Genomic DNA, 20,613 nt, shown 5'->3' on the forward strand with positions numbered 1-20,613 from the left:
TCCCGCGTCTTCGCCTCAGCCATGCTCAAGGCTAACGTCATACGACCAGGCCCGGCAACCCAGCTGCACCAAATTGCACCACCCAAGCCTTCTTACCTTTGACCGCCGCCATTAAAGCCACGCGGTACGCACTTCCCACTTTCTGCAATCCGACAGCTCTCACTTTCTCCGTCAGTGCTTCCCCTGCACAGCGCAACCGTTGGCACCGTGACAGCCCCAGCCCACGCCGCCCAGGGCCGGCTGCAAGGGGCCCCTTCCCTTTCGCCGCCGCTTCGCGGTTTGCAGCCCGGCATCGTGCCCGTGTGCCTGTCCCCAAAGGGTGCAACGGAGCTGCACAGGGTAGCTCCGACCATCAGCGAAAGATCAAAGCCATGTCGAACCAACCGAAAACCAACCGCAAGCCGACCCACGATGTCTTCCACGTCCGCGAAGGCAAACCCGGCTCCAAGGGCTTCTGGACCCGCATCGGCGCCGCCTGGATGCACGACGACCAGGGCGGACTGAACCTCCAGCTCGAGATGATGCCGATCGGCAAGGACGCCGGCCGCCTCGTCATCCGGGTGAAGAAACCCGACGAGCAAACCAACGCCGGGAACTAACCAACCACCACGCGGGAGCGCGAGCCCACCTCGCTCTCCCGCAACCCTCATCAACGAAAGCAACAACAATGCCCATCACCACCTGCAACACCTGCGGCGGCGACTACCGCTGGGATTGGGAGGAAGCCTTCGACAAGTTTGGCTTCGGCGACGGCGACGGCCAGATCGAAACCGACCGCGTCATCGATGTCCTGACTGAAGCTGGCTACCAAGTCGAATTTGGCGAGACCGGCCTGCACAATACCTTCATCGACAAAATCGCCGATGCCAACGGTGTCACGCTCTACGAAGCTGACCGGGAATTCAGCCGCGACGTGCTCCCCGCCGAAATCCTCAAACTGCTCGACGAGAAACTGCCCGCCAATGGGAGGCTCGACAAATGAGCGACAACCTCACACGCGCCGGATGGGCCGCGCAATGCCTCAGCCTCTTTGCCAGCATGACCGGCACCGACACCGACGAGGAATCCATAGGCGACCTGATTGCCAACCTCGGTCACTACGCACGGCAAGAAGACCTCGACTTCCCGAGCCTTCTTCGCACCGGCATTGGCCACTGGCACCTCGAGCAGATTGACGAGGAAAGCTTCGACCTGATGCCGACCGTCACTATCACCATCAACGGAGACCTCCTGCAATGAGCAACCAGGACACCTACGCCGTGATCATTGAAGCCACCAACCGCTACGAAATCCGACTGCCGGCCAATGACGATGTCTCCGCACTCGACCACGCCCTGCGCCGAGCCCGCTGCTTTCGCCTCACCACCAAAGCGGGCTTTTCCCTCATCGACCACGCAATCAAGCCCGTGAATGTACGCCTACTATCCGACAATGAAAGCAGCCCATCATGAGCCAACTCAAATCCTACACCGTCACTTTCCTCGACACTCTGCGCATCGAGGTGGAAGTCGAAGCCGAAAATCCCAATCACGCGCACTCGCTCGCCCTAGACCACTGGTCTGTCAGCCTGTGGGCCAAAGCCGACCCCGCGTTGAAGGACACCCCTTGCACCATCGCTGAAAGCACCCAGAAAGCCTTGCTCGAGGTTGAAGAGAATGAGTCTCCGCAAACTAGTGAAAGCCAAAGCCAATGATGCCCCGCCTCTTGCACCCACGTAGCCTGATAAAACCCGCCAACCAGCCTATCCGCCTGCTGCGACCGAACGACATTCCCTCGACTGGGCAATCCAAGGCGACCAACCACGCCTTCGCCTTTGGCCCGCGCATCTCCCCCTCGCGCGCCGCCTGGGAATTCTACCCAACGCCACCTGAGGCCACGCGCGCTCTCCTCGGAGCCGAGCCCTTCTCCGGCAAGACCTGGGAACCGGCCTGCGGACAAGGACATATTGCGAACGTGCTTCTCGAGCACGGCCACCAGGTCATCGCCACCGACCTCGCCCCCTGCTGGGGCTACGGCGAAACCGGCCGCGACTTCCTTGCCGAAAGCCACGCCCTCGCCCCCGACATCATCACCAACCCGCCCTACGGCCGCGGCCTCGGCGACAAATTCTGCAAGCACGCCATCGAGCTCACCCGCAAATTGCGCGGCAAGGTCGCCATGCTGCTCCCCATCAACAGCCTCTGCCACCCCATCCGGCATCCCTTCTTCGAGACGCACCCGCCAAGCGTCATCTACGCCCTCGACGAATGCCACTGCTGGCCCTACGGCGATGCCGCTCAAGCAACGCAAAGCCTCAAGCAGCAACGCTACTGCTGGATTGTCTGGGATCACACCTACCAGGGCGAAACCCGCCTGCGCTGGCTCACCACAGCGCACTACCGCAATGCTGAAAACTCAAGCCTCAGGGTCGCCTGAATCGATGGCGGCCACATTCTTCCGCAACCCCACGCCGTGGAACACGAGGTTGCTGCCCGCTTTCCCGAAATCTATCGCCTCATGCAATGGGTCAATTGCAACAATGGCCACACACAGCTGCTCCTGGACCCATGCCGCGCCCATGGGCTCATATCCCTTCTCCCGACACCATTCGACATAATCGTCGAAGGCTTCGTGCATGGCCGTCTGTTCGATTTTCGGCACCGGCACCCACCGCTCCGCCATGTACGCCTTGACCCTGTCGCCAAACGGCCTGTCCACCGGCACCTCCACATCATCCCGCCGCGCTACGCGCCGCACCTCGCCCTGCTCCACGACGCCCGGCCGCAACAACAATGTCGACAAATACAAACCCACCCCACTGCCCACTTCAACCACCAACGCAAACAGCAGCCCCAGCGCCAGCCGCACCGCGCCAACTTCCGGCGCGTCCTGCACCACAGTCCACAAGCGCCTCAAAACAGCCACCTGCGGATCGACGCCTTCCTTCACCGCCTTCTGTCCGCTACGCAGCAGCTCCACACTTCGCCGCGAGTTCGCCAATTCGCCATCCAGGCGCACCGCCTCGCGGCTGCGCGCCATTTCCACGCCCAGCCGCGCATATTCCTCGCAATGCTCCCGCGAAAGATATCCCGCCTTGGTGCATCCCTCCGACGCCTGCCCCACCGTCGTTCCCCGACCGACCGGGCGCGCAAGGACGGCTCGCCTGGCTTCCTCAAGCTCCTCAAGCGAACGCACGGCTCCATGATCTTCACGCGCGCGCTCGGCCCGCGCTAAAGCCCGCAATGCATCGCGGTAGGTCCCGGCCGCCGCATCCAGCCGCTCGCCCCGCACCACACGGTGCCCTTCCGCAAATCCTAACGAAGCAACCAGGCTCGCCACCGTCGCCAGCGCAAAGACGCCCCAGGCGACGCTCCCACCAATGCGATGGCGCGCCGCCCATGCCGATAAGGCAACGAATGGCATCAACGCCTTGAGCCCATCCATGCTCACCAGCGCAACACCATAAATCCAGGTATCAATTTCGTTATCGGCGAGGCTCTGACCGAACCTGAAATTCAGAAAAGCTGAAACCCCAATCAAACCGAGGCTACACAGCACCCCCATCGCCGCGACCGCGCGCGCCACCAGCCTGCCTCCGCCGCACCAATCTCAATAGGACATCCCATTCCTCGGCACTCACCGCGCCCTTCAAAGCCGCCACCTTTGCTTTCACCGCCCTCCGCAATGCGGCTTCGCAGAAGCTGTTCTTGCTCTGCCCGCCGACCGTCGCAATAATATCCAACCCTTCCGCCACCTCATCGGTCACCCGCAACGTCACCCGTACGCGCCCGATGCCTGATGCCTCCGCGACCACCACCTCCGCAGGAGCATCGGTCACGACTTCCTTCGCCTTGCTGAACAACCGCCGCAAGGCATCCTCATCGTCATCCGCCACTATCGCCACCTCCCGGCATCATGACGCCATGGCACTACCTTAACAGCCTCCCTCATCACCCCCGCAAGAGAACCGCGACGAACCCACAGCCGTTACACCGGCTCATCCCGCTCTCCCGCATGTTTCAGCGAACCCCTGGTGCGCCCGAACCATTGGCACCGTGGCACCCGTTTCACCCGCTGCCCAGGGCCGGCTGCAGCCGGGGCCCCTCCCCCAACTTCGCCGCCTTACGGTTTCAGCCCGGCACCGTGCGCAATCGTGAGCCCCACGGTCGCCAACGGCGCTGCACAGGGCAGCCCGCTCAACAAACAAGGAAAACCGAAATGATAACCTCCGTCACCGACCGCGCCTTCCTCCGCGACCAGTTCGAACTCGAGTTTCAAGGCCTGACCGGCACCGCCCTCGACCACGCTATCGATGCCTGGTACGCCAGCGACCACTACGCCGACAATCCCGCCTACAGTTGGAACGACGAGGAGGTCATCCAATGACCGCCTTAACCCATCCTCTCTCACCCCTGCTCAAACGCATTCGCCTCCAAGCAGTAAGCCTCAAGGTGCGGACCATCCTCTCCGCATAGCAAAGGGGCCGCCCCGTGGGCGGCCCCTTTTGCCTTCAATCTCATCAAGCCCCTAACGGCTCCGTCCGCGCTCGCGCGACCGGGCCCTACCATCATCCGGCGCCACCAAATCGGGAGGAATGGGATGCCGCTCCCCATTGTCCAGGTAGCGCATCTCGCCCTTCTCCTGATCCAACTCGAACATGCGCCCCAGGTGGCACATCGTCCGCGTGACAACAGGCAGCCCGCCATGCACCAGCTTGTCGAACTTCGCCGCCAGCAAATCGCACTCCCGCGACAGCTCTTGTGCCTGCTCAAGCAACGGCCGCAATCCCGACGGCGCCGCTTTCAAATCGAAATGACCTGGCTTCGCCTCGACATCCGCCAAGGTCTTTTCGACACCGAACTCCTCGGCATAACTGAGAAGGTGGTCCGCGATCTCATGCGGCCCGCTTGCTTGCGGCAACAAGGCGTTCAAGCGCTCGCGTACACGCACATAGCTCGCGCGAGCTGCGTCCAACTTCCGGCCGACCGATAAGGCATCTTCTGCCATCGCCCTTCCCTCGCAAACGAATCCACTGCTACCCTAGCCGCGCCATTTCGGATTCGCCAAGGCCCCTACCGCTTTCGGACCTGCTCAATCCCTCATGACAGAAGCGCCTAGGCCTCTCCCAGTTTCGAACCTGCTCACCACGCCGGAAGCAGCCGAGTACCTGCGCGTCTCCGACCGAACCCTCGAAGCCAAGCGCGTGGACGGCACTGGCCCCCGCTACTTCAAGGTCGGCCCCGGCAAAGCCTCCAAGGTCGTCTACCGCATTGCCGACCTTGAGGAGTGGCTCCAGAAGCAGCAGTACGGCTCCACCGCCGAATACAAGCGATAAGGCCGACGCGCCTCACTTCCTTCCACAAAACCGGCTCGCGCTCCATGTGCACTTGCACCGGAAACAATCACCTGCCTGCGGTGTTACCTGGGTGTTACCTGAACCGTCCGTCAAGTTCCCTTGGTGCTCGTAAGTCTTTGATTTCATGGAGCGGGCGATCGGGATCGAACCGACGACATTCAGCTTGGGAAGCTGACGTTCTACCACTGAACTACGCCCGCAGCGCCGCCGACACTAGTCAAAACCCGGGGCGCAATCAAGAACCCGCTCAGATCCCCGACGGCCATCCACTCCGAGGCCTTCGAGCGCCTCTTCCGCGGCTCGGCCAGCTGCGGGGGAGCCGGCCGGCCTTCACCAACGGTAAATGGATTTGCGCTAGCTTCTTTTCGCTATTTGCGTCCTTCGGAGCGTCCCCATGTCCTGGCGTGTTTCGTTGCAGGTGCTGATCCGCCTCGGTCTCGTGTTGTCTGTCGCTCTTTCCGCCGTGACGTTCGGCGCGGACGATGCGGAGGCGCGGCGCGGCAAGGTGCGCACTGTGAAGGAGCGCTCCACGAACCACGACGATGCGAGCTCCCGCCGCAAATCCGACGACAATCACGGCGCGCAGAGCTCCGACGGCTCGGGTGGCACGTATGTGCCACGCGTGCGCAGCCGCGAGGCCGCGCATGGGAGTGCCGAGACGGCGACGGACTCCAGTGGCCTGCCGACGCCGCGGCGTCTGCCGCGCCCGCACGCCCAATCCGCCCGGCCATTCCAGGATATCGAAGTACCGGGCTGCCCCGAGGGCATGATCTGCACGGTCTGCCTCGCCGGATGCCACCAGGATGATATTGGCGCGATCGTCGACGCTCAGCCCAAGATGCCGCGACCCGAGCCACTGCGCTGAGACGATCGGGCGAGACAGTCGGCCAATTTTCCTGGAGCCGGCATCACTTGCCCGGGAAGGCACGGCAGCCGTCACCGCTTCCGCTTACCGCCCGCACCGTAATATCGCGCACCCCAAATAGGGGGTTCCACTGATGGACGCGCAACCTCAGTCAGCGACCATGGCACCGCATCGTGCAAGTCTCGGCTTCCCGTGCGCACGCGCGGCAGGTGAGAAGCGTCGAACCGACATTGTCGTTTCCATGCATTGGAGATGAACGTTATGCAGGTGAACAGAGATCGCAGCGACCACCATGGCCACGAACGACTCTGGAGAACAAGCATCCATCAGCTCGCAGCCCCCACCTTCAATCAGCGCCCGACACCTCAAATAGCCAAAGTGATCGGCCCAGTCGCACGCCCACGCCACCTGAGCGACGCGATCCTGAAGTGTCTGCACCGCGACGATCCCATGCGTCACAAGTATCTTCGCAGACGCTGGCAGGCGTCCTGACATCGCCCCAAGGCTCGCGGTTGCTCAAGTCATGGTGTCCGAAAATGTCACGCCATCCGCCATAGCCGGAGCCGAGGGAGCGCCGGTTGCTGCCTCGCAACCCTCCGCAGAAGACTGCGCAGACTCTCGGCCGGTTACACCATCTGGATCATCTGTGGCACCACTCATCGATCCGCGACTTGGCGACGTCGAGGATGATGTCTCCAGCACGAAGCGGCGCTCGCTCTTTGCAATAGCGGGCAGCCTGCTGGCAGAGATCAGCCTGCCGAAGCTCGTTCTGGCGTGGCTGCTTCTCATCGTGGTTCCGGCGATCCTGCTCGGTCTTGCGCCACTGATCATCTCGGGCTGGCTGGCGGCTGTCTCCAGAAAGATTTCGGCGCCGCTGTATGAGGCGTGGCCTCTTCTCGTGCTCATTGTCGTGCTCGCTGCCGGATACCTGATCGGGCGACCTCTGTACCGGCTCGCCGAGAGTGGGTTCTGGTCGCTCAACTCGATTGCCGTGCAGCCGGGATATGCCCTGTGCCGCGAAAGCCTTCGCCATCTCGTCGAGCGCACCATGCGCCGGCGAAGCGATGCATCGAAGCGCGCACAACTGCGCGCTGCGACCGCTGCGGGTGCCGGAGCGATCCTGTGCATACTTGCGCTGATCGTCGTTGTGCTCGTCTGGCCGGCCACGCGCTGGTACGGCACGGCCGCAGATCTGATGTCGCCGCAGCGGCTGATCGTTCCGGCGCTTGCAAATGCCATCGTGATCGTGAGCGCCTATCTGGCTACGGCTTCGCTCGTGTGGGGCCTCGCCGACGCGACCATGGCTCAGCCGCGCGATCTTCCGCAGTTCGACGCCGCGCCCGCCGATGGCAGAACGTGGCGCATTGCCCATCTCTCGGATCTGCATGTCGTCGGGGAGAGATTTGGCTTCCGCATTGAGAGCGGGCGCTCGGGCTCGCGTGGCAATGGAAGACTCGAGCGCGTACTGGCGCGCCTTGATGAGCTTCATGCCGACGAGCCGATCGATCTCGTGCTCATGACCGGCGACATAACCGATGCTGGCCGCTCGACAGAATGGGCCGAGTTCATGTCGGCCCTCGCAAAACATCCGAAGCTTGCCGCGCGGACCCTGATCCTACCCGGCAATCACGATGTGAACGTCGTCGACCGGGCGAACCCGGCGCGGCTCGATCTGCCGACGAGTCCCGGTGGCCGCTTGCGCCAGATGCGTGCGCTCTCGGCCATGGCCGCCGTGCAGGGCGATCTCGTGCGGATTATCGACACGGACACGCGCCGTGTCGGCCCCACACTTTCGGAGGCGCTCACCCCGAACCGCTCCCGCATAGAGACCTTCGCTGATAGGGGATCGGTTCGCCTGTCGATCGGTCTCGCCGCACTCTGGGACGATATCTTTCCTATGGTGATCCCGCCGGAGAGCGAGGACGGCCTTGGCATCCTTCTGATCAACTCGACTGCCGAGACGCACTTCTCCTTCACCAATGCACTGGGTCTCGTATCGAGCACGCAGGCGCGCCGCATCATGGCGGTGCTCGAACAGTATCCCGGAGCACATTGGATCCTGGCGCTGCATCACCATCTCGTCGAGTACCCGAAGTTGGCCACCGCACTCTCCGAACGCATTGGGACCGCCTTGATCAACGGTAGCTGGTTCGTCCGCCAATTGGCGCCGATGGGCTCCAGGATCGTATTCATGCACGGCCATCGACACATCGACTGGATTGGCGCGTGCGGCAGCGCGAGAATCGTCTCGGCGCCCTCTCCGGTCATGGAAGCGACCAACGCCGAAACAACATGCTTCTATATCCATCGCCTGGCCACAGACCGGGATCGCGGCCTCTGCCTGCTGGAGCCGGAGCGCGTCGAGATCCCCGGCGAGATCGAGCCGCCGGCATAACCGTCGCTCAAACGGATTTGCCCACCGTCGGCGTGTCTTTCGGCGCCCCGAGCAGATCGGCGATCCAGCGGCTGGATGGATGCTGTGCGCAGAAGGTCAAGATCGCGATCGTGATCGGCACGCCGATGAAAGCGCCAAACAGGCCCCACAGAAAAGTCCATAGGAAAACGGAGAAGAGCACAATGAACGGGGAAATCGCGAGCGCACTGCCGGAGACATGCGGCTCTATGTAGCTGCCAATGACGAACTGCGCGACATTGAGACAGACAAACACGACGAGGGCTTCCTGCCACGACCCGAACTGTGCCAACGCGAACAGGGTCGGGAAGACAGTGGCGATGAAAGGACCGATGAAGGGGATGTAGTTGAGCGCAAAGGCGATGACGCCCCATTCCACGGCAAGCGGCAGGCCCCAGAACGAAGCAATAGCCCAGACGAGTACGCCGGTCGCGACGCTCATCGCTGTCCGTATCATCACATAGCGCCGGAGTTTCTCGGCCGTTGCTGAAGCGCCATCGATCATGACGCGCCCCGCATTCGCGTTTGCCATCGCGCGCAATTTGCGCTCCGTGCCATCGATCTCCAAAAGCCCGAGGATCACGTACACCATGACGACCAGCCAGAAGCTGATCGTCGTGTTCAGCCGCCCCGTGATCTCCTGCGCGGCCCGCATGAGCCAGCGCATATTGAAGTGCTCCGCCCAGATGCCAGCTACGGCAATGCCGCGCTCCTCCAGCCAGGCCACCAACTGTGTGTAGAGGAACTGAAAGCGCTCCCCGTCCATCGCGAGCCATCTCGCGATCCGGCCGAAGCCCCAGGCAATGAGAGACCCAAACACCACGAATACAACGGCAATCATTGCGATCACGATGCCCAAGGCAAGAAGCTTCGGCACGCGCAATTGGAGCCAGCTCTGCACTGGCCAGACAATCGCAATGATGAAGAGAGCGCAAACAACCGGCGCAATAACCGAGCTGGCAAGATAGACCGCCGTGAGCACCGCGATCGTCGCAACCGTAGCCACGGCCACGAACAGCGATCGATCCGCCCCCGAACGGCCGGCTGCAGTCGTCAAGGGAGCAGCTTCGCGATCAGGCATGATGCGCTACTTGACCATTCCTCGATATCGTAGCGCATCTACTTACACGCTCGAGCCGTGAGGCTCAAGCCGCCGCCGGCTTATGCTCAAGTGCTGCGCGGAGCTGCTCTTCCTGCTTGTTGGAGAGCGATGTCTTCAGGACCCGCGGATTGTACTGCTGGATCTCGGGGAGGACCTTGTCCGGCGTCGACTTCCTGATCAGCACGAAGAGGGCGGACGAGCCATTGGGAATGTGCTTGCCGATATCCTTGATGAAATCGTCGTTGATGCCGTAGTCCGCCAACGAACCGGACAGTGCACCGAACCCGGCGCCGGCAAGACCGCCAACCGCCATACCGGCAAGGGGATTGAGCACCAGCAAGCCAGCGAGCGCACCGATCAGCATACCGGTGCTGGCCCCGCTCGCCGCTCCGAGCGAAACAAGATGAACCGCCTGCTTGACCTGGACCGCGCCGGTGCTGTCGCGCACGACGACACAGGCATCCTCCAGGTCGATGAGATTTTCCTTCTTTAGGCTGCGAAGCTTCGTCAACACCTCATCGGCTGTTCCGGTGCCATCGAATCCGAGGACTACGAGATCAGACATGCTTCCTCCTCTCCCCTCGGAGCCGCGTGAGCATCAAGGGCTTGAAGCGCCGACACCTCCCGCAGGACATGTCCGGCAGTTGCACTGAGAATACCGCGAGGACTATGGCAATCGCGCGCGGAGGCGAGCCATACGGGAAAACCACCAAAGGCAGGGAGAGAATACCGAAGCACAATGACGGTCGGCGTTGGGGCAACAGCACTACGCGGGCATCGCGAGGGCCAAGGCCGTCAGCACGACAAGTAGTGCAACGCACATGCTGGCAATCGGCCACTGACGCAACACACCATCGGCCCGCTCGAATGCCGCACCGAGCCGGCTGACCGTGGGAGCGCAACGCTCGGCGATGAAAAGCACGTCGCCTTCGGGAATTCGAGGCAGTCGCGTGCGCCACCGCCAGAGCAGAGCGGCCAGGAGCCCGCCTATCAGGATCGGCCAGGCGGCACCCCAAAGCTCCTGCAGCGTGAACGCATCGGCCCGCGAGGCACCATCGAGTGTCGGAAACAGAAACCATGGCAATGCAAGCGCGGCAAATACCATCATGAGCCAAGCGACGACAGCAGCCGCACTTGGCCGATCTGCCGGGGCTTCGGCAATGCCGGCGCGAAAAAGATACAGAAAGTGGAGCATCAGGAGCGCGCTGCCGATTGCCGAGATCTGCGCGAGCACACTCGCGACGCCATCGCCCAGCGGATCCTTGATCGCCATTTTGGCGAGCTGCCCTCCTGTGAAAGGGAGGCCCGCGAGAGCAAGCGCTAGCACGACAGTGGGGACGAGTACGAGCAGCGCGCTGCCTCGGCGCGCGGCCGCTGCGCCAAGCGCGAGAAACAGGCCGCCCTTCGCCAGCATATGATGCACAGCATAGAACGCGACGGGCAGCAGCGCGGCTCTGCTGCCGGAGCCAAGCCCCATTCCGAGCACTGCCGCAAGCAAGCCCATCTGACTGACGCTCGAATAGGCGAGCACGGCCTTGGGATTTGTCTGAGCGAGGCCGATGGCGACGCCATAGAAGGCCGAGACAAAGCCGAGGACCATCAATACCTCGCTCCAACCCGCCAGCGACACGTCAAACGGAAGGAACCGGATCAGGCCGATCACGCCCGCCTTTACGGCTGCGCCGCTCAGCACGGCAGCAGCGGGAATTGGCGCGGCCGAGTACGTCAAAGGCATCCACACATGCAGAGGAACGAGACCGATCTTCAATCCGAAGCCGAGAACGATCAGCAGCATCGTGATGTCGCGCCACGGTGACGACCGAAGGGCGGCGACGGCGTCGCTGATGAGGAGGCTATTGCCTGGCGTCGCTGCGGCCAGCAATACGAAAGCCATGAGCAGGAAGGCTTCGCCGAGGAGAGCAAGCGCCACGTAAATGGTGCTCGCCCGGCGAGTCGCGGCAGTTTCATCGTAAGCGACCAGCCCATATGCCGCGAGGCTCACGAGGGTATAGAAGAAGTAGAAGCCGATCATGTCCGCGGCGATGAATACGCCGAGGCTTCCGCTGAGAGTGGTCAGCCACCAGATGGCGAAGCGGACGGCGCGCGCGGCATCTTGCAGCATCTGCCGCGCGTAAATGCCTCCGGCAATCCACAGTAACGACGCCGCTCCGAGCAGCATCGCCCCGGGTTTGTCCAGACTGAGCGTGATCCCGAGAAGGCTGCGAGGCAGGACAACAATCGTGCCGTCTGGAACCACTAACGCGGCGAGGAGTGCAGGAAGCGGCGCGAACGGTAACAGGTCCGACAACCGCTCGCGTGTTCGTTGCCCGAGGGCGGCCACCAGCATGAAGAGCGGTACGATGAAGGAAGAGGCGAGCACTGTGCCGGCGGTCATCGCTGTTTGCCTCTTCAGCGCCCGATAAAAAGAAAATCGGAAGATTGCAGCGGCCATATCCCCAGAAGAACCGCACATATGGCCAAGGAGAGTGCGGCGCACTCGCGCCACCTCGACACAGGCGCTTGCAGCGCCGGCACCTCAGTCGGACTGGCGAGCAATCTTCCGAGAACCATGAAGATGTAACCGCCGGCCAATAGTCCACCGAGCACGATCACGACCGCCCACCACCATTGCCCCTCCATGACCGTCGCCAGAAGCAGCAGCCATTTCGCGGAGAAGCCGCCGCTTGGCGGCACGCCGACGAGCGACAGCCCCGAGAGGGCGAAGGCCAGCATGGTTATGGGAAGCTTGCGGCCAATTCCGCCGAGCTCCGCGATGCGATCATGCCCGAGCGCCTCGGCAATCAGCCCTGCAGCCATGAACATCGCGGCCTTGGCAAAGGCATGTGAGAACAACTGAAGCCAGCTCGCCGTCCAGGCAATACCGCTCCATGCCACGCCGGTCGCGAGACCCGCTGCCAGCGGAAACACGAAGAACAGGTAGCCGATCTGCGCAATCGTCGAGTACGCAATCAGGAGCTTGAGCCGCTGCTGACGCAGCGCGAGCACGCTGCCGAGAAGGATCGCAGCGGCACCGAGGGCCCCAAGGAGCTGCGCGGCCCGAAAGCTCAACAAATCGGGCATCGCGTCGAACCAAATGCGAATGATGACGAAGAACGAACCCTTGACGACAAGCGCCGAGAGCATCGCGCTGCCGGGAGCCGGCGCGCCGGCGTGCGCTGGCGGCAACCACAAATGCAGCGGAACGAGCGCGGTCTTTGCCAGCAGCCCAATAGTCATCAGCGATGCGGCAATCAGTGTCGCGGGCTCGGCGTGACCCCTCTCGGAGAGTAAGCGAATGTCGAGCGTACCGTAGGCGCCATAGATCATCGCCGCGCCCAGCAGATAGAGAACGGAGCCGATCAGTGCGAACAGCATGTAGCGGAGCGCGGCTTCGACGGTTTCCTTTTTCCCCTTCAGGCAGACGAGCGGCACGGCGGCAAACGTCAGAAGCTCCAGCGCGACATAGAGATTGAAGAGGTCGGATCCGAGGACGAGCGCATTCAGCGCACTCCAGATTGCGAAGAGCAGCACCCAGAAGACGACCGGCGCACGCTCCTCCGGCCCGCCTGGCGGTTGACTGAACTCACCGTGCGCGAAGACGCCGGTGACGCAGATAACAATGGCTGTTGCCATCATCATGGCGACGGATATTCCATCGGCGCGCAGTGCGATCCCCAGTGGCGGCGCCCAATTCCCGACGACGTAGATCTGTGATTGCCCTGCTTGCGTGACCGCGATCAGAGTTGCGCCCGCGATCACGAGACCTACGGGCAGCACGATCCATGCGAGGCGCTCGATCTGGCGACCGCTCACGACGAACGACAGCAGAATGCCGATGACCGGCCACATGACCGCGAGCACGAGCAGGTATCCGCTTGATGTCGTCGCGACCGACGCCGTCGACATCAGGAATGCCCTCCCTCCGCACCCGCCTTCGGGTCAGCCTCCGAAGTCGGCGCGGCCTCGTCCGTCAGCGCGAACAGCCGCAGCACCAGGGCCACTGCCAGTGCCGTCGCGGAGAAGGCAACGACGATACCGGTGATGACCAGCGCCTGGGGAACAGGGTCCGCGCCGAGGCCGGCCGCCGCGCCTCTCCGCGCGACGACGCCGAAAAAGAGGAAGACGCCGCTCCCGAGAAGATTGAAGGCGAGGATCCTGCGTAGCGGGTGTGGACTGACGATGAGACCGAATAGCCCGAGACCGACAATAGCCGCACTGCAGAACCCGAATAGCGTCGCGCTGTTCATGGCTGAAGCGTCCGCTCGGGTGGCCCTGCTGCGAGCAGGGCAAGCGTGACGCCGATGGAAAGCGCAAGCGCAATCTCGATGAGCACGATCAGCGCTTTGGCATAGTCGACCGGATAGGCCAGAAAGCCGGCCGCGATCACGAAGCCCAGGAAGCCGACAGCCAGAAAGAGCGCCGGCCCTGCGACAAGCAACCACCGCACTTTGGTGCTACTGATCGGCGGCGCGCGCGCGACACCTGCCATCATGACGAGCAACCACATGACGGCCAGCACAGTGCCGCCTTGGAATGCGCCGCCCGGATGCGATGCGCCTGTCCAGGTCATGTAGGCGGCAAATACGATTCCGATCGGTGGCAGCACTTGCGCGAAGAAGACCAGAATATCATTCGGCGGCACGTAGGCGCCTAGCGCCGGTGCGCCACCCCACGCGCGATCCGATCCCAGCGACCACACACCGAGAAGCGCGAGCAGCAGGACCACCTTCTCAAGGAGCGTATCGAGCGCCCGATAGGCGAAGAGAACGCCCGCCACCGGATTTTCGAGCCCGGTATCGGCCAAGTTGGCAACAGCAAGCGGTGCGAGCGTCGGCGCGACATCGGCCGGCAGAAGGACGACGCCTGCAAGGCCCGCCGATATCAAGGCGCACAATGATCCGGCGGCAACGCACACCGGAAATGATGGCCGCGCTCCCGCGCCTTCCGTTTGACGCAGGCGCGCGGCCGCACTCAGAAGCAGCATTCCTGTGATACCGCTGCCGATGGCGGCCTCCGTCAGCGCGACATCGACTGCCGATAGCCTGACCCAGGCAATGGACATCAGAAGCCCATAGACGACGAAGATGATGACAGCGACGAGGGTGTCGCGTGCCATGATCATCCACGCGCCGATAGCAATGAGCAGGCTGACAATGCCGATGTCGAATACGAGAGCCATGCTGTGCGCGCGCTCCCCTTCTATCGGACCGCCCGCGCGATGAGCTGCGTGACGATCGCTCCCGAGAGCAGGGTCAGCAGCCACACACTCACGAGCTTCAACGCGCCGAGCAATCCGCCCGTATATGGCAGCAATCCGAGCACCACGAGACCGAGCCCGACATTGTCCGCCTTGGTGAGCGCGTGGAGGCGTGTCGGAACATCGGGAAAGCGGACGAGGCCGACTGTGCCGGCAATGAAGAACACGACTCCGGCCGAGACCGCGAGGATGGTGAATGCATGAAGAAGGCCGCTCATTTGTCGGCGCCCTCCGTAGCTTTGCTTCCAGTGCCGCGCATACCTCCAACGAACGCAACGGAGGCGAAGGCCGCGAGAAGCGCGAGCATCAAGGCGACATCGCCGGTGGGCGCCGTCTCTGTTGCCACAGCGACGAGGAGCAGCACGGCAATGCCCCCCGTTCCGACGAGCTGCGCCGCCATCATGCAGTCGGCGGCTTGCCGGCTGTAGAGGATGCGGACAAGCCCTATGGCGATGGACGCCAGCACCAGGACGGCTGATACGAGCAGAAAGCTAGACATTGTCGTGCTCCATTCCGAGTGCTGCAAGAAGGCGAGCCTCCTCCTGAGACAACTGCCGAGCGACAGGCTGCCCAACATCAAGGCAGTGGATCGCGGCAGTGCCGTCATCGTTGAAACCGGACGGAAGCAGGCCCGGCTGCAAGCTTGCCATCGTAAGGAACGCGCTCCTCATCGCTCCCGGTGGTGATACCGGCCGGTAGCTCACGAAGCCTGTCCGCAATCGCGATCGAGGATCGAGCGCGCGCCACGCAGCATCGCATCCAGCAACGACGGACTGGACCACGAAGCGCAGCAGCAGCTCCGCAAGAAGGAGAGGACGCAGTCTCATCCGCCCCGGCGGGAGAAGCTTCAGACTTGCCCAGGTTGCAGCGGCCGCCGCCAGAACCCCTGCAGGAAGATCGGCAGCCGAGAAAGCGGAGAGGATCAGCCAGAATACGAGCAAACCTGCGCCTCGCATGAACGCCGCGGAGGTCATTGGGGAATGATCACCAGCAGCGCTGCGCATGAGCTCCCCCCTATGGGACATAGGTCGGCTCGAGGGCAGGCTTCGAGGAAGCCGCCTCCCTCCAGCCGAACCAGGTTGCATAGAGTGTCGGCAGAAAGATCAGCGTGAGAACCGTCGCAACGAGCAGCCCGCCCATGATCGAGAGCGCCATCGGCCCCCAGAACACGGTCGGCGCAATCGGGATCATGCCAAGCACGGTGGATACTGCCGTCAGCATGATGGGGCGGAAGCGCGCGCTGCTCGCGTCGATCGTCGCCCGATGAATGTCTTTCCCCTGCGATCTCTCCGCTTCGATCTGCCCGATAAGAATGACCGCATTCTTGGTGATCATCCCGATCAGCGCGAGGATCCCGAGAATGGCGACAAAGCCGAGAGGCTGGCGGAACAAGAGCAAGGCAGCCACGACGCCGATGAGGCCAAGCGGCGCCACGCTCAGCACGATAAGCAGGCGCTGGAAGCTTCTGAGCTGCAACATCAGCACGGTGAACATGATGAGAAGCATGGCCGGCACGATCGCGGTGACCGAGGCCTGGGATTTCTGGCTCTCCTCCACGGTTCCGCCGGTCGCGATGGTGTAGGGCCGCGGCAGCTCCTTGGCCAAGGCCTGGACGCCGGGCGCCAGTGCCGTGACGACCGTCTCCGGCAATACCCCGCGAGAGACATCGGCCTGCACTGTCAGCGTCGGCACGCGATTGCGCCGCCAGACGAGAGGATAGTCCTGCATGTACTCGAACGTTGCGAACTGGCTGAGAGGAACCGTGCGGCCGCTCGGCAGCGGCACCTGCAGCGTGCGCAGGGTGTCGAGCGATACGCGCTGCTCATCGGTCGCGCGTGCGACGACATCCACGAGGTAGATATCGTCACGCACCTGGGTGATGGACGTTCCCGATATGACGGTGTTGAGGACTACCGCGAGACTTTGCGAGCTCAAACCGAGCAGGCGCGCCTCGTCCTGATCGATGTGGATGCCGATCTGCCTTTCGGGCTCGATCCAGTCGAAGTTGACGTGGGCGGCCTGCGGATTTCGCGCGATGACTTCCGCCAGCTTGAGGGCGTACTCGCGCACCTGCGCGAGATCAGGACCGCTCACGCGATACTGTACGGGCCAGCCGACGGGCGGCCCGAGCTCCAGTGGATAGACGCGGCTTATCGCGTTGGGGAAGTCATTAGCCAGAACGCTCTCGAGCTTGGCTCTAAGCCTTTCCCTTGCCGCAACGTCCTTCGCCACGATCACGGACTGCGCGAAGAAATCATTCGGCAATTGCACGTTGAGCGGAAGATAGAAGCGAATGGCCCCCCGGCCGACATAGGTGCTCCAGCGCGCGACGTCGGGATCGCCCTGGAGCATGGCATCAAAGCGCCGAGCCAGGTTCTCGCTCGCAAAGATCGAGGAATTCTGAGGAAGGCCGAGATCGACTATCAGCTCAGGGCGATCCGAGGAAGGAAAGAACTGCCGCGGCACCAGAGGCAGAGCGAGAAACGACAACACGAACAGGCCGAGCGTCAGCGGGATGGTCACCCATTTGCGGCGTATGGCGAGATCGAGGAACCCCTGGTATCGCTGCAGGATCTTGCTGGGCTCGGCCGATTGTGCCGCTTCCGGCGACTTGAGCAGGGCCACGCCCAGGAGGGGCGCAAAGAGCACGGCGACGAACCACGATACGATCAGCGCGATGCCGACGACCGCGAAGAGCGAGAACGTGTATTCGCCGGCAGAGCTTGCCGCAAAGCCGACCGGCACGAAGCCCGCGATCGTGACCAGCGTGCCGGCCAGCATCGCGAACGCATATGTGCGGAATGCAAAGGCTCCGGCCTGAACCTTGTCGTCGCCGGCGGCGAGCCGGGTGAGCATCGCATCGGTCGTCGTCATCGCGTCGTCGACGAGCAGTGCAAGCGCAATGATCAACGCGCCGAGCGATATGCGCTGCATGTCAATCCCGGACATCTGCATGACCGAGAAGACGATGGCAAGCGTCAGCGGTATGGCAAGCGCGATGACCAACCCCGGACGCACGCCGAGACTAATGAAGCTCACCGCCAGGATGATCGCGATCGCCTGCCACAGCGAGGCCATGAATTCGGCGATAGCGCTCGTTACGGTGACGGCCTGATCGGCGACGCGTATGGGCGTAATGCCGATCGGAAGGCCTGCCGTGATCTCGTCGATGGATCTTTGAATATTCCTGCCCAGGGCGAGAACGTCGCCGCCGTCGCGCATGGCAACGGCCAGGCCGATGGCCGGCTTGCCATCGACGCGAAACAGCGGCTGCGGCGGATCGGAAAATCCGCGGCTGATCTGCGCAATGTCGCTGAGGCGGATCATGCGCCCGCCGGCTGCGAAGTTGATGCTCGCGACATCCTGCTCGGATCTGAACGCGCCAGAAACGCGGAGCGCCAGAGTTTCGTGGCCTGTCTGGATCGTGCCGGCTGGCAGGACGACGTTCTGGGCCTGCAGCGCCGCGATCAGCGCCGAGCGGTCTATACCGAGCCCTGCAAGCTCCTTGATGGAGAACTCGACGAAAATCTTCTCGTCCTGCGCGCCGAGGATCTCGATCTTGGAGACGTCCGGCACGCCGAGCAGCTTCGATCGGATATCCTCTACGTAGTCGCGCAGCTCGCGATGCGTGAAGCCGTCAGCCGTGAAGCCATAGATGATGCCGAATGTGTCGCCGAAGTCGTCATTGAAGCCTGGCCCGACGATACCTGCCGGGAGCGTGTGCCGGATATCACCGATGCTTTTGCGCACGTGATACCAGATATCCGGCACCTCTTTAGCCGTCGTGCTTCCGAGAAGATTGACGAAGATCGTCGCCCTGCCTGCGGTCGTGAAGCTTCGGAGGAAGTCGAGCTTGGGCGTTTCCTGCAGCTTGCGCTCGAGGCGCTCGGTGACCTGCTTCAGCGTGTCGTCGACGCTCGCGCCAGGCCAGGCGGCCTGCACGACCATCGTCTTGATGATGAACGTCGGATCCTCACTGCGCCCGAGCCGGAAGTATGAGGCGACGTCGGCCAGGACCATCACGATCATGAAATAGACGATGACCGAGCGGTTCCTGAGTGCCCATGCGGAGAGATTGAATTCGCTCATTGAGCCGATCCGAGCAGTCGCACTGTCTGGCCCGGATGCAAGGCCTGCACGCCCGCAGTGACGATGATGTCACCGACATTGAGGCCGCCGGATACGGCTATGACGGCTTGATCGAACCTCTGCACCTCTACATTCCGTATCGATACCTCGTAGCTCTTCGGATCAACGATCCACACGGCCGGCTGGCGGTTGAACTCGGTCAAGGCTGTCGCTGGGATCTCGAATGAGGCAAGCGCTTCCTGCTCGATGCGCCCGTTGACGGTCGCGCCGAGCCGCATAGCCGCCGGGGGGCTCGTCAAACCGACCTTGACCTCGAAGGTCCGCGTAACCGGATCGGCCTGGGGCGCAAGCTCGCGAATGCGTCCGCGCGCCACGACGGATGGATCGTCTGCGAGACTAACTATGACTTCCGGATTCCTCGGCGCCGAGCGGATCAGTTGAGCCGGTGCATCGAACACGGCATCGCGGCCGTCCTTGCGAGCCAGCTTGGCGATCATCTGGCCGGTTTGAGCAACTTCGCCCGCGTTCGGGCCGACGGCGGTCACGACTCCTGGGGCATCTGCCTTGAGCTCGGTGAAGCTGACTTGATCCTGTGCCAGCCTCAATTGCGCTTCGGCAGCGTCGACGCGCGACAGCGTAGTCTGCAGCGCCTGTGCTGCGTCATCGTGGAGGGCACGTGTGGTCCAACCCTGCTTGAGAAGGGTGTCCTGGCGCTCGAAGTGATTGCGTGCCTGCGTGAGCTGTCCACGCGCGGCCTCGAGGTTCGCTTGGGCAGCCCGCAATGAGTTCAGCTCATTCTGTGGCTCGAGGCGCGCGAGCAACTGTCCGGCTTTGACGCTATCTCCGACATTGACGTTTCGTTCGAGGACGCGCCCCGAGATGCGGAATGCCAGCGAAACCTCGTCGTCAGCCTCGATGCGGCCCGTGAGCGTAACCGGCGTGATGGCGACACGCTTCTCGGCCACCACGGTTCTCACAGGTCTTGGCTGCGATTGAGCTGTCTCGGTATCCGATCGGCATCCTGCAAGAACCGCAGGCAGGGCAAGCAGCACGGCCGTCTGGAGCCAACGTCGCCCTGATGCTGGAGAGGCGGATGTCGATCGGATCAAGCTCCGCTCCATTGGGCAACGGGCTCCACTCTTGCGGAAGAATGGCGGGATAGATCGAGGTTTTGCTTCAGCTCTGACGACACATCGAGCTTGCGGTGGCGCGCGGAATTTGCCTATCGGGTCAAACCCTGAACACAGTGCAGGCACACTGAACAGCGGACCGATCTACTGCTCGGTCGAGCGGCCATCAGCGTCGAACGACATGAGGCCCCTTCCCCACGGCTCATCGGTGATGCGTGTGTTCTAGCCGGGCTTTTTCACCGCCAGCGCCAGCCGCATACACGACGCCCTCGATGCCACCAGCAAACCCATCTGCGCCGTCTGCGCCGCCGTGGTCCAACAACGACGACCTGAGCCTTGTCGATGATCGCGTCGGACTCTTGAAGAGGATCCAGACGAGGCATCAGCGGCGCGGCGTGCGCCTCCTCAACAAGAATGGTCGG

General features: G+C 62.9%; 23 protein-coding genes and 1 tRNA gene. 10 read left to right on the forward strand and 14 right to left on the reverse strand.

Annotated elements, in window-relative coordinates:
* Positions 1-371: 371 nt before the first annotated feature.
* The 6 genes from CS1BSM3_RS10970 to CS1BSM3_RS27975 all read left to right on the forward strand — a co-directional run bounded on the left by CS1BSM3_RS10970 (position 372) and on the right by CS1BSM3_RS27975 (position 2,415).
* A complete protein-coding gene (locus tag CS1BSM3_RS10970; protein ID WP_072387142.1) occupies positions 372-599 on the forward strand; it encodes a hypothetical protein in 228 nt (75 codons plus the stop codon).
* A 68-nt stretch (positions 600-667) separates the two neighbouring features.
* Positions 668-982: a hypothetical protein gene (locus tag CS1BSM3_RS10975; protein ID WP_072387143.1), complete on the forward strand. Its 315-nt coding sequence runs from the start codon at positions 668-670 to the stop codon at positions 980-982.
* Positions 979-1,239 carry a hypothetical protein gene (locus CS1BSM3_RS10980; protein WP_072387144.1) on the forward strand — a complete coding sequence of 87 codons (261 nt, stop codon included), beginning with the start codon at positions 979-981 and terminating at the stop codon, positions 1,237-1,239. The genes CS1BSM3_RS10975 and CS1BSM3_RS10980 overlap by 4 nt, the downstream gene beginning before the upstream one ends.
* On the forward strand, positions 1,236-1,451 hold the full coding sequence (locus CS1BSM3_RS10985) for a hypothetical protein (RefSeq protein ID WP_072387145.1): 216 nt from the start codon (positions 1,236-1,238) through the stop codon (positions 1,449-1,451). The genes CS1BSM3_RS10980 and CS1BSM3_RS10985 overlap by 4 nt, the downstream gene beginning before the upstream one ends.
* Positions 1,448-1,693, forward strand: a complete 246-nt coding sequence (locus CS1BSM3_RS10990) for a DpnD/PcfM family protein (protein WP_072387146.1) — start codon at positions 1,448-1,450, stop codon at positions 1,691-1,693. The genes CS1BSM3_RS10985 and CS1BSM3_RS10990 overlap by 4 nt, the downstream gene beginning before the upstream one ends.
* Before the next feature lie 11 nt (positions 1,694-1,704).
* Positions 1,705-2,415, forward strand: a complete 711-nt coding sequence (locus CS1BSM3_RS27975) for a hypothetical protein (protein WP_143149167.1) — start codon at positions 1,705-1,707, stop codon at positions 2,413-2,415.
* Here the strand turns inward: CS1BSM3_RS27975 and CS1BSM3_RS11000 are convergent.
* Together CS1BSM3_RS11000 and CS1BSM3_RS11005 are read right to left on the reverse strand one after the other, a co-directional pair.
* Positions 2,395-3,564, reverse strand: a complete 1,170-nt coding sequence (locus tag CS1BSM3_RS11000) for a hypothetical protein (RefSeq protein ID WP_072387148.1) — start codon at positions 3,562-3,564, stop codon at positions 2,395-2,397. The two genes, CS1BSM3_RS27975 and CS1BSM3_RS11000, sit on opposite strands and share 21 nt — an antisense overlap.
* Entirely contained in the window at positions 3,527-3,874 is a 348-nt protein-coding gene (locus CS1BSM3_RS11005; protein ID WP_143149168.1) for a hypothetical protein, read from the reverse strand. Before CS1BSM3_RS11005 ends, CS1BSM3_RS11000 begins: the two co-directional genes overlap by 38 nt.
* Before the next feature lie 323 nt (positions 3,875-4,197).
* Here CS1BSM3_RS11005 and CS1BSM3_RS28245 point away from each other — a divergent pair, with 323 nt between their 5' ends.
* Complete coding sequence (locus tag CS1BSM3_RS28245; protein WP_174263673.1) at positions 4,198-4,365, forward strand: hypothetical protein; 168 nt, start codon at positions 4,198-4,200, stop codon at positions 4,363-4,365.
* 141 nt (positions 4,366-4,506) lie between these two features.
* On the opposite strand, the gene CS1BSM3_RS11010 is transcribed toward CS1BSM3_RS28245, so the two are convergent.
* A complete protein-coding gene (locus tag CS1BSM3_RS11010) occupies positions 4,507-4,986 on the reverse strand; it encodes a hypothetical protein (protein ID WP_072387150.1) in 480 nt (159 codons plus the stop codon).
* 94 nt (positions 4,987-5,080) lie between these two features.
* Here CS1BSM3_RS11010 and CS1BSM3_RS11015 point away from each other — a divergent pair, with 94 nt between their 5' ends.
* Positions 5,081-5,314 (forward strand): helix-turn-helix transcriptional regulator, encoded by a 234-nt coding sequence (locus tag CS1BSM3_RS11015; RefSeq protein ID WP_072387151.1) that lies wholly within the window; start codon positions 5,081-5,083, stop codon positions 5,312-5,314.
* Positions 5,315-5,460: 146 nt separating this feature from the next.
* Here the strand turns inward: CS1BSM3_RS11015 and CS1BSM3_RS11020 are convergent.
* A tRNA-Gly gene (locus CS1BSM3_RS11020) sits at positions 5,461-5,535 on the reverse strand.
* Positions 5,536-5,729: 194 nt separating this feature from the next.
* On the opposite strand from CS1BSM3_RS11020, the gene CS1BSM3_RS11025 reads away from it, so the two are divergent.
* Positions 5,730-6,200: a hypothetical protein gene (locus tag CS1BSM3_RS11025; protein ID WP_072387152.1), complete on the forward strand. Its 471-nt coding sequence runs from the start codon at positions 5,730-5,732 to the stop codon at positions 6,198-6,200.
* Between the two features lie 646 nt (positions 6,201-6,846).
* Positions 6,847-8,595, forward strand: coding sequence for a metallophosphoesterase family protein (locus CS1BSM3_RS11030; protein ID WP_072387153.1), 1,749 nt, complete (start codon positions 6,847-6,849; stop codon positions 8,593-8,595).
* Between the two features lie 7 nt (positions 8,596-8,602).
* On the opposite strand, the gene CS1BSM3_RS11035 is transcribed toward CS1BSM3_RS11030, so the two are convergent.
* The 10 genes from CS1BSM3_RS11035 to CS1BSM3_RS11085 form a co-directional block, all read right to left on the reverse strand.
* Complete coding sequence (locus CS1BSM3_RS11035) at positions 8,603-9,670, reverse strand: AI-2E family transporter (RefSeq protein WP_244540478.1); 1,068 nt, start codon at positions 9,668-9,670, stop codon at positions 8,603-8,605.
* A gap of 88 nt (positions 9,671-9,758) precedes the next feature.
* Complete coding sequence (locus CS1BSM3_RS11040; protein ID WP_072387155.1) at positions 9,759-10,280, reverse strand: DUF1269 domain-containing protein; 522 nt, start codon at positions 10,278-10,280, stop codon at positions 9,759-9,761.
* A gap of 201 nt (positions 10,281-10,481) precedes the next feature.
* Positions 10,482-12,110, reverse strand: coding sequence for a complex I subunit 5 family protein (locus tag CS1BSM3_RS11045; protein ID WP_072387156.1), 1,629 nt, complete (start codon positions 12,108-12,110; stop codon positions 10,482-10,484).
* Between the two features lie 14 nt (positions 12,111-12,124).
* The gene (locus tag CS1BSM3_RS11050) at positions 12,125-13,621 is read right to left on the reverse strand and encodes a complex I subunit 5 family protein (RefSeq protein ID WP_072387157.1); all 1,497 of its coding nucleotides are present in this window, start codon (positions 13,619-13,621) and stop codon (positions 12,125-12,127) included.
* Positions 13,621-13,962: a cation:proton antiporter subunit C gene (locus CS1BSM3_RS11055; RefSeq protein ID WP_072387158.1), complete on the reverse strand. Its 342-nt coding sequence runs from the start codon at positions 13,960-13,962 to the stop codon at positions 13,621-13,623. The genes CS1BSM3_RS11050 and CS1BSM3_RS11055 overlap by 1 nt, the downstream gene beginning before the upstream one ends.
* Entirely contained in the window at positions 13,959-14,894 is a 936-nt protein-coding gene (locus CS1BSM3_RS11060; RefSeq protein ID WP_072387159.1) for a hydrogenase subunit MbhD domain-containing protein, read from the reverse strand. Before CS1BSM3_RS11060 ends, CS1BSM3_RS11055 begins: the two co-directional genes overlap by 4 nt.
* 20 nt (positions 14,895-14,914) lie before the next feature.
* Positions 14,915-15,190, reverse strand: coding sequence for a cation:proton antiporter (locus CS1BSM3_RS11065; protein ID WP_072387160.1), 276 nt, complete (start codon positions 15,188-15,190; stop codon positions 14,915-14,917).
* Positions 15,187-15,471: an MrpF/PhaF family protein gene (locus CS1BSM3_RS11070; protein WP_072387161.1), complete on the reverse strand. Its 285-nt coding sequence runs from the start codon at positions 15,469-15,471 to the stop codon at positions 15,187-15,189. The genes CS1BSM3_RS11065 and CS1BSM3_RS11070 overlap by 4 nt, the downstream gene beginning before the upstream one ends.
* Positions 15,472-15,986: 515 nt before the next feature.
* A complete protein-coding gene (locus tag CS1BSM3_RS11080) occupies positions 15,987-19,061 on the reverse strand; it encodes an efflux RND transporter permease subunit (RefSeq protein WP_072387162.1) in 3,075 nt (1,024 codons plus the stop codon).
* Entirely contained in the window at positions 19,058-20,026 is a 969-nt protein-coding gene (locus tag CS1BSM3_RS11085; RefSeq protein ID WP_348532897.1) for an efflux RND transporter periplasmic adaptor subunit, read from the reverse strand. The genes CS1BSM3_RS11080 and CS1BSM3_RS11085 overlap by 4 nt, the downstream gene beginning before the upstream one ends.
* Positions 20,027-20,613: the final 587 nt, after the last annotated feature.

Source organism: Hyphomicrobium sp. CS1BSMeth3 (assembly GCF_900117415.1).
Taxonomy (GTDB): Bacteria; Pseudomonadota; Alphaproteobacteria; order Rhizobiales; family Hyphomicrobiaceae.

Excerpts from the sequence above, each read along its gene's own strand:
- CS1BSM3_RS10970 (WP_072387142.1), top strand. The coding sequence starts at position 372 with ATGTCGAACCAACCGAAAACCAACCGCAAGCCGACCCACGATGTCTTC.
- CS1BSM3_RS10975 (WP_072387143.1), top strand. The coding sequence starts at position 668 with ATGCCCATCACCACCTGCAACACCTGCGGCGGCGACTACCGCTGGGAT.
- CS1BSM3_RS10980 (WP_072387144.1), top strand. The coding sequence starts at position 979 with ATGAGCGACAACCTCACACGCGCCGGATGGGCCGCGCAATGCCTCAGC.
- CS1BSM3_RS10985 (WP_072387145.1), top strand. The coding sequence starts at position 1,236 with ATGAGCAACCAGGACACCTACGCCGTGATCATTGAAGCCACCAACCGC.
- CS1BSM3_RS10990 (WP_072387146.1), top strand. The coding sequence starts at position 1,448 with ATGAGCCAACTCAAATCCTACACCGTCACTTTCCTCGACACTCTGCGC.
- CS1BSM3_RS28245 (WP_174263673.1), top strand. The coding sequence starts at position 4,198 with ATGATAACCTCCGTCACCGACCGCGCCTTCCTCCGCGACCAGTTCGAA.
- CS1BSM3_RS11010 (WP_072387150.1), bottom strand. The coding sequence starts at position 4,986 with ATGGCAGAAGATGCCTTATCGGTCGGCCGGAAGTTGGACGCAGCTCGC.
- CS1BSM3_RS11015 (WP_072387151.1), top strand. The coding sequence starts at position 5,081 with ATGACAGAAGCGCCTAGGCCTCTCCCAGTTTCGAACCTGCTCACCACG.
- CS1BSM3_RS11025 (WP_072387152.1), top strand. The coding sequence starts at position 5,730 with ATGTCCTGGCGTGTTTCGTTGCAGGTGCTGATCCGCCTCGGTCTCGTG.
- CS1BSM3_RS11040 (WP_072387155.1), bottom strand. The coding sequence starts at position 10,280 with ATGTCTGATCTCGTAGTCCTCGGATTCGATGGCACCGGAACAGCCGAT.
- CS1BSM3_RS11045 (WP_072387156.1), bottom strand. The coding sequence starts at position 12,110 with ATGACCGCCGGCACAGTGCTCGCCTCTTCCTTCATCGTACCGCTCTTC.
- CS1BSM3_RS11050 (WP_072387157.1), bottom strand. The coding sequence starts at position 13,621 with ATGTCGACGGCGTCGGTCGCGACGACATCAAGCGGATACCTGCTCGTG.
- CS1BSM3_RS11055 (WP_072387158.1), bottom strand. The coding sequence starts at position 13,962 with ATGAACAGCGCGACGCTATTCGGGTTCTGCAGTGCGGCTATTGTCGGT.
- CS1BSM3_RS11060 (WP_072387159.1), bottom strand. The coding sequence starts at position 14,894 with ATGGCTCTCGTATTCGACATCGGCATTGTCAGCCTGCTCATTGCTATC.
- CS1BSM3_RS11065 (WP_072387160.1), bottom strand. The coding sequence starts at position 15,190 with ATGAGCGGCCTTCTTCATGCATTCACCATCCTCGCGGTCTCGGCCGGA.
- CS1BSM3_RS11070 (WP_072387161.1), bottom strand. The coding sequence starts at position 15,471 with ATGTCTAGCTTTCTGCTCGTATCAGCCGTCCTGGTGCTGGCGTCCATC.
- CS1BSM3_RS11080 (WP_072387162.1), bottom strand. The coding sequence starts at position 19,061 with ATGAGCGAATTCAATCTCTCCGCATGGGCACTCAGGAACCGCTCGGTC.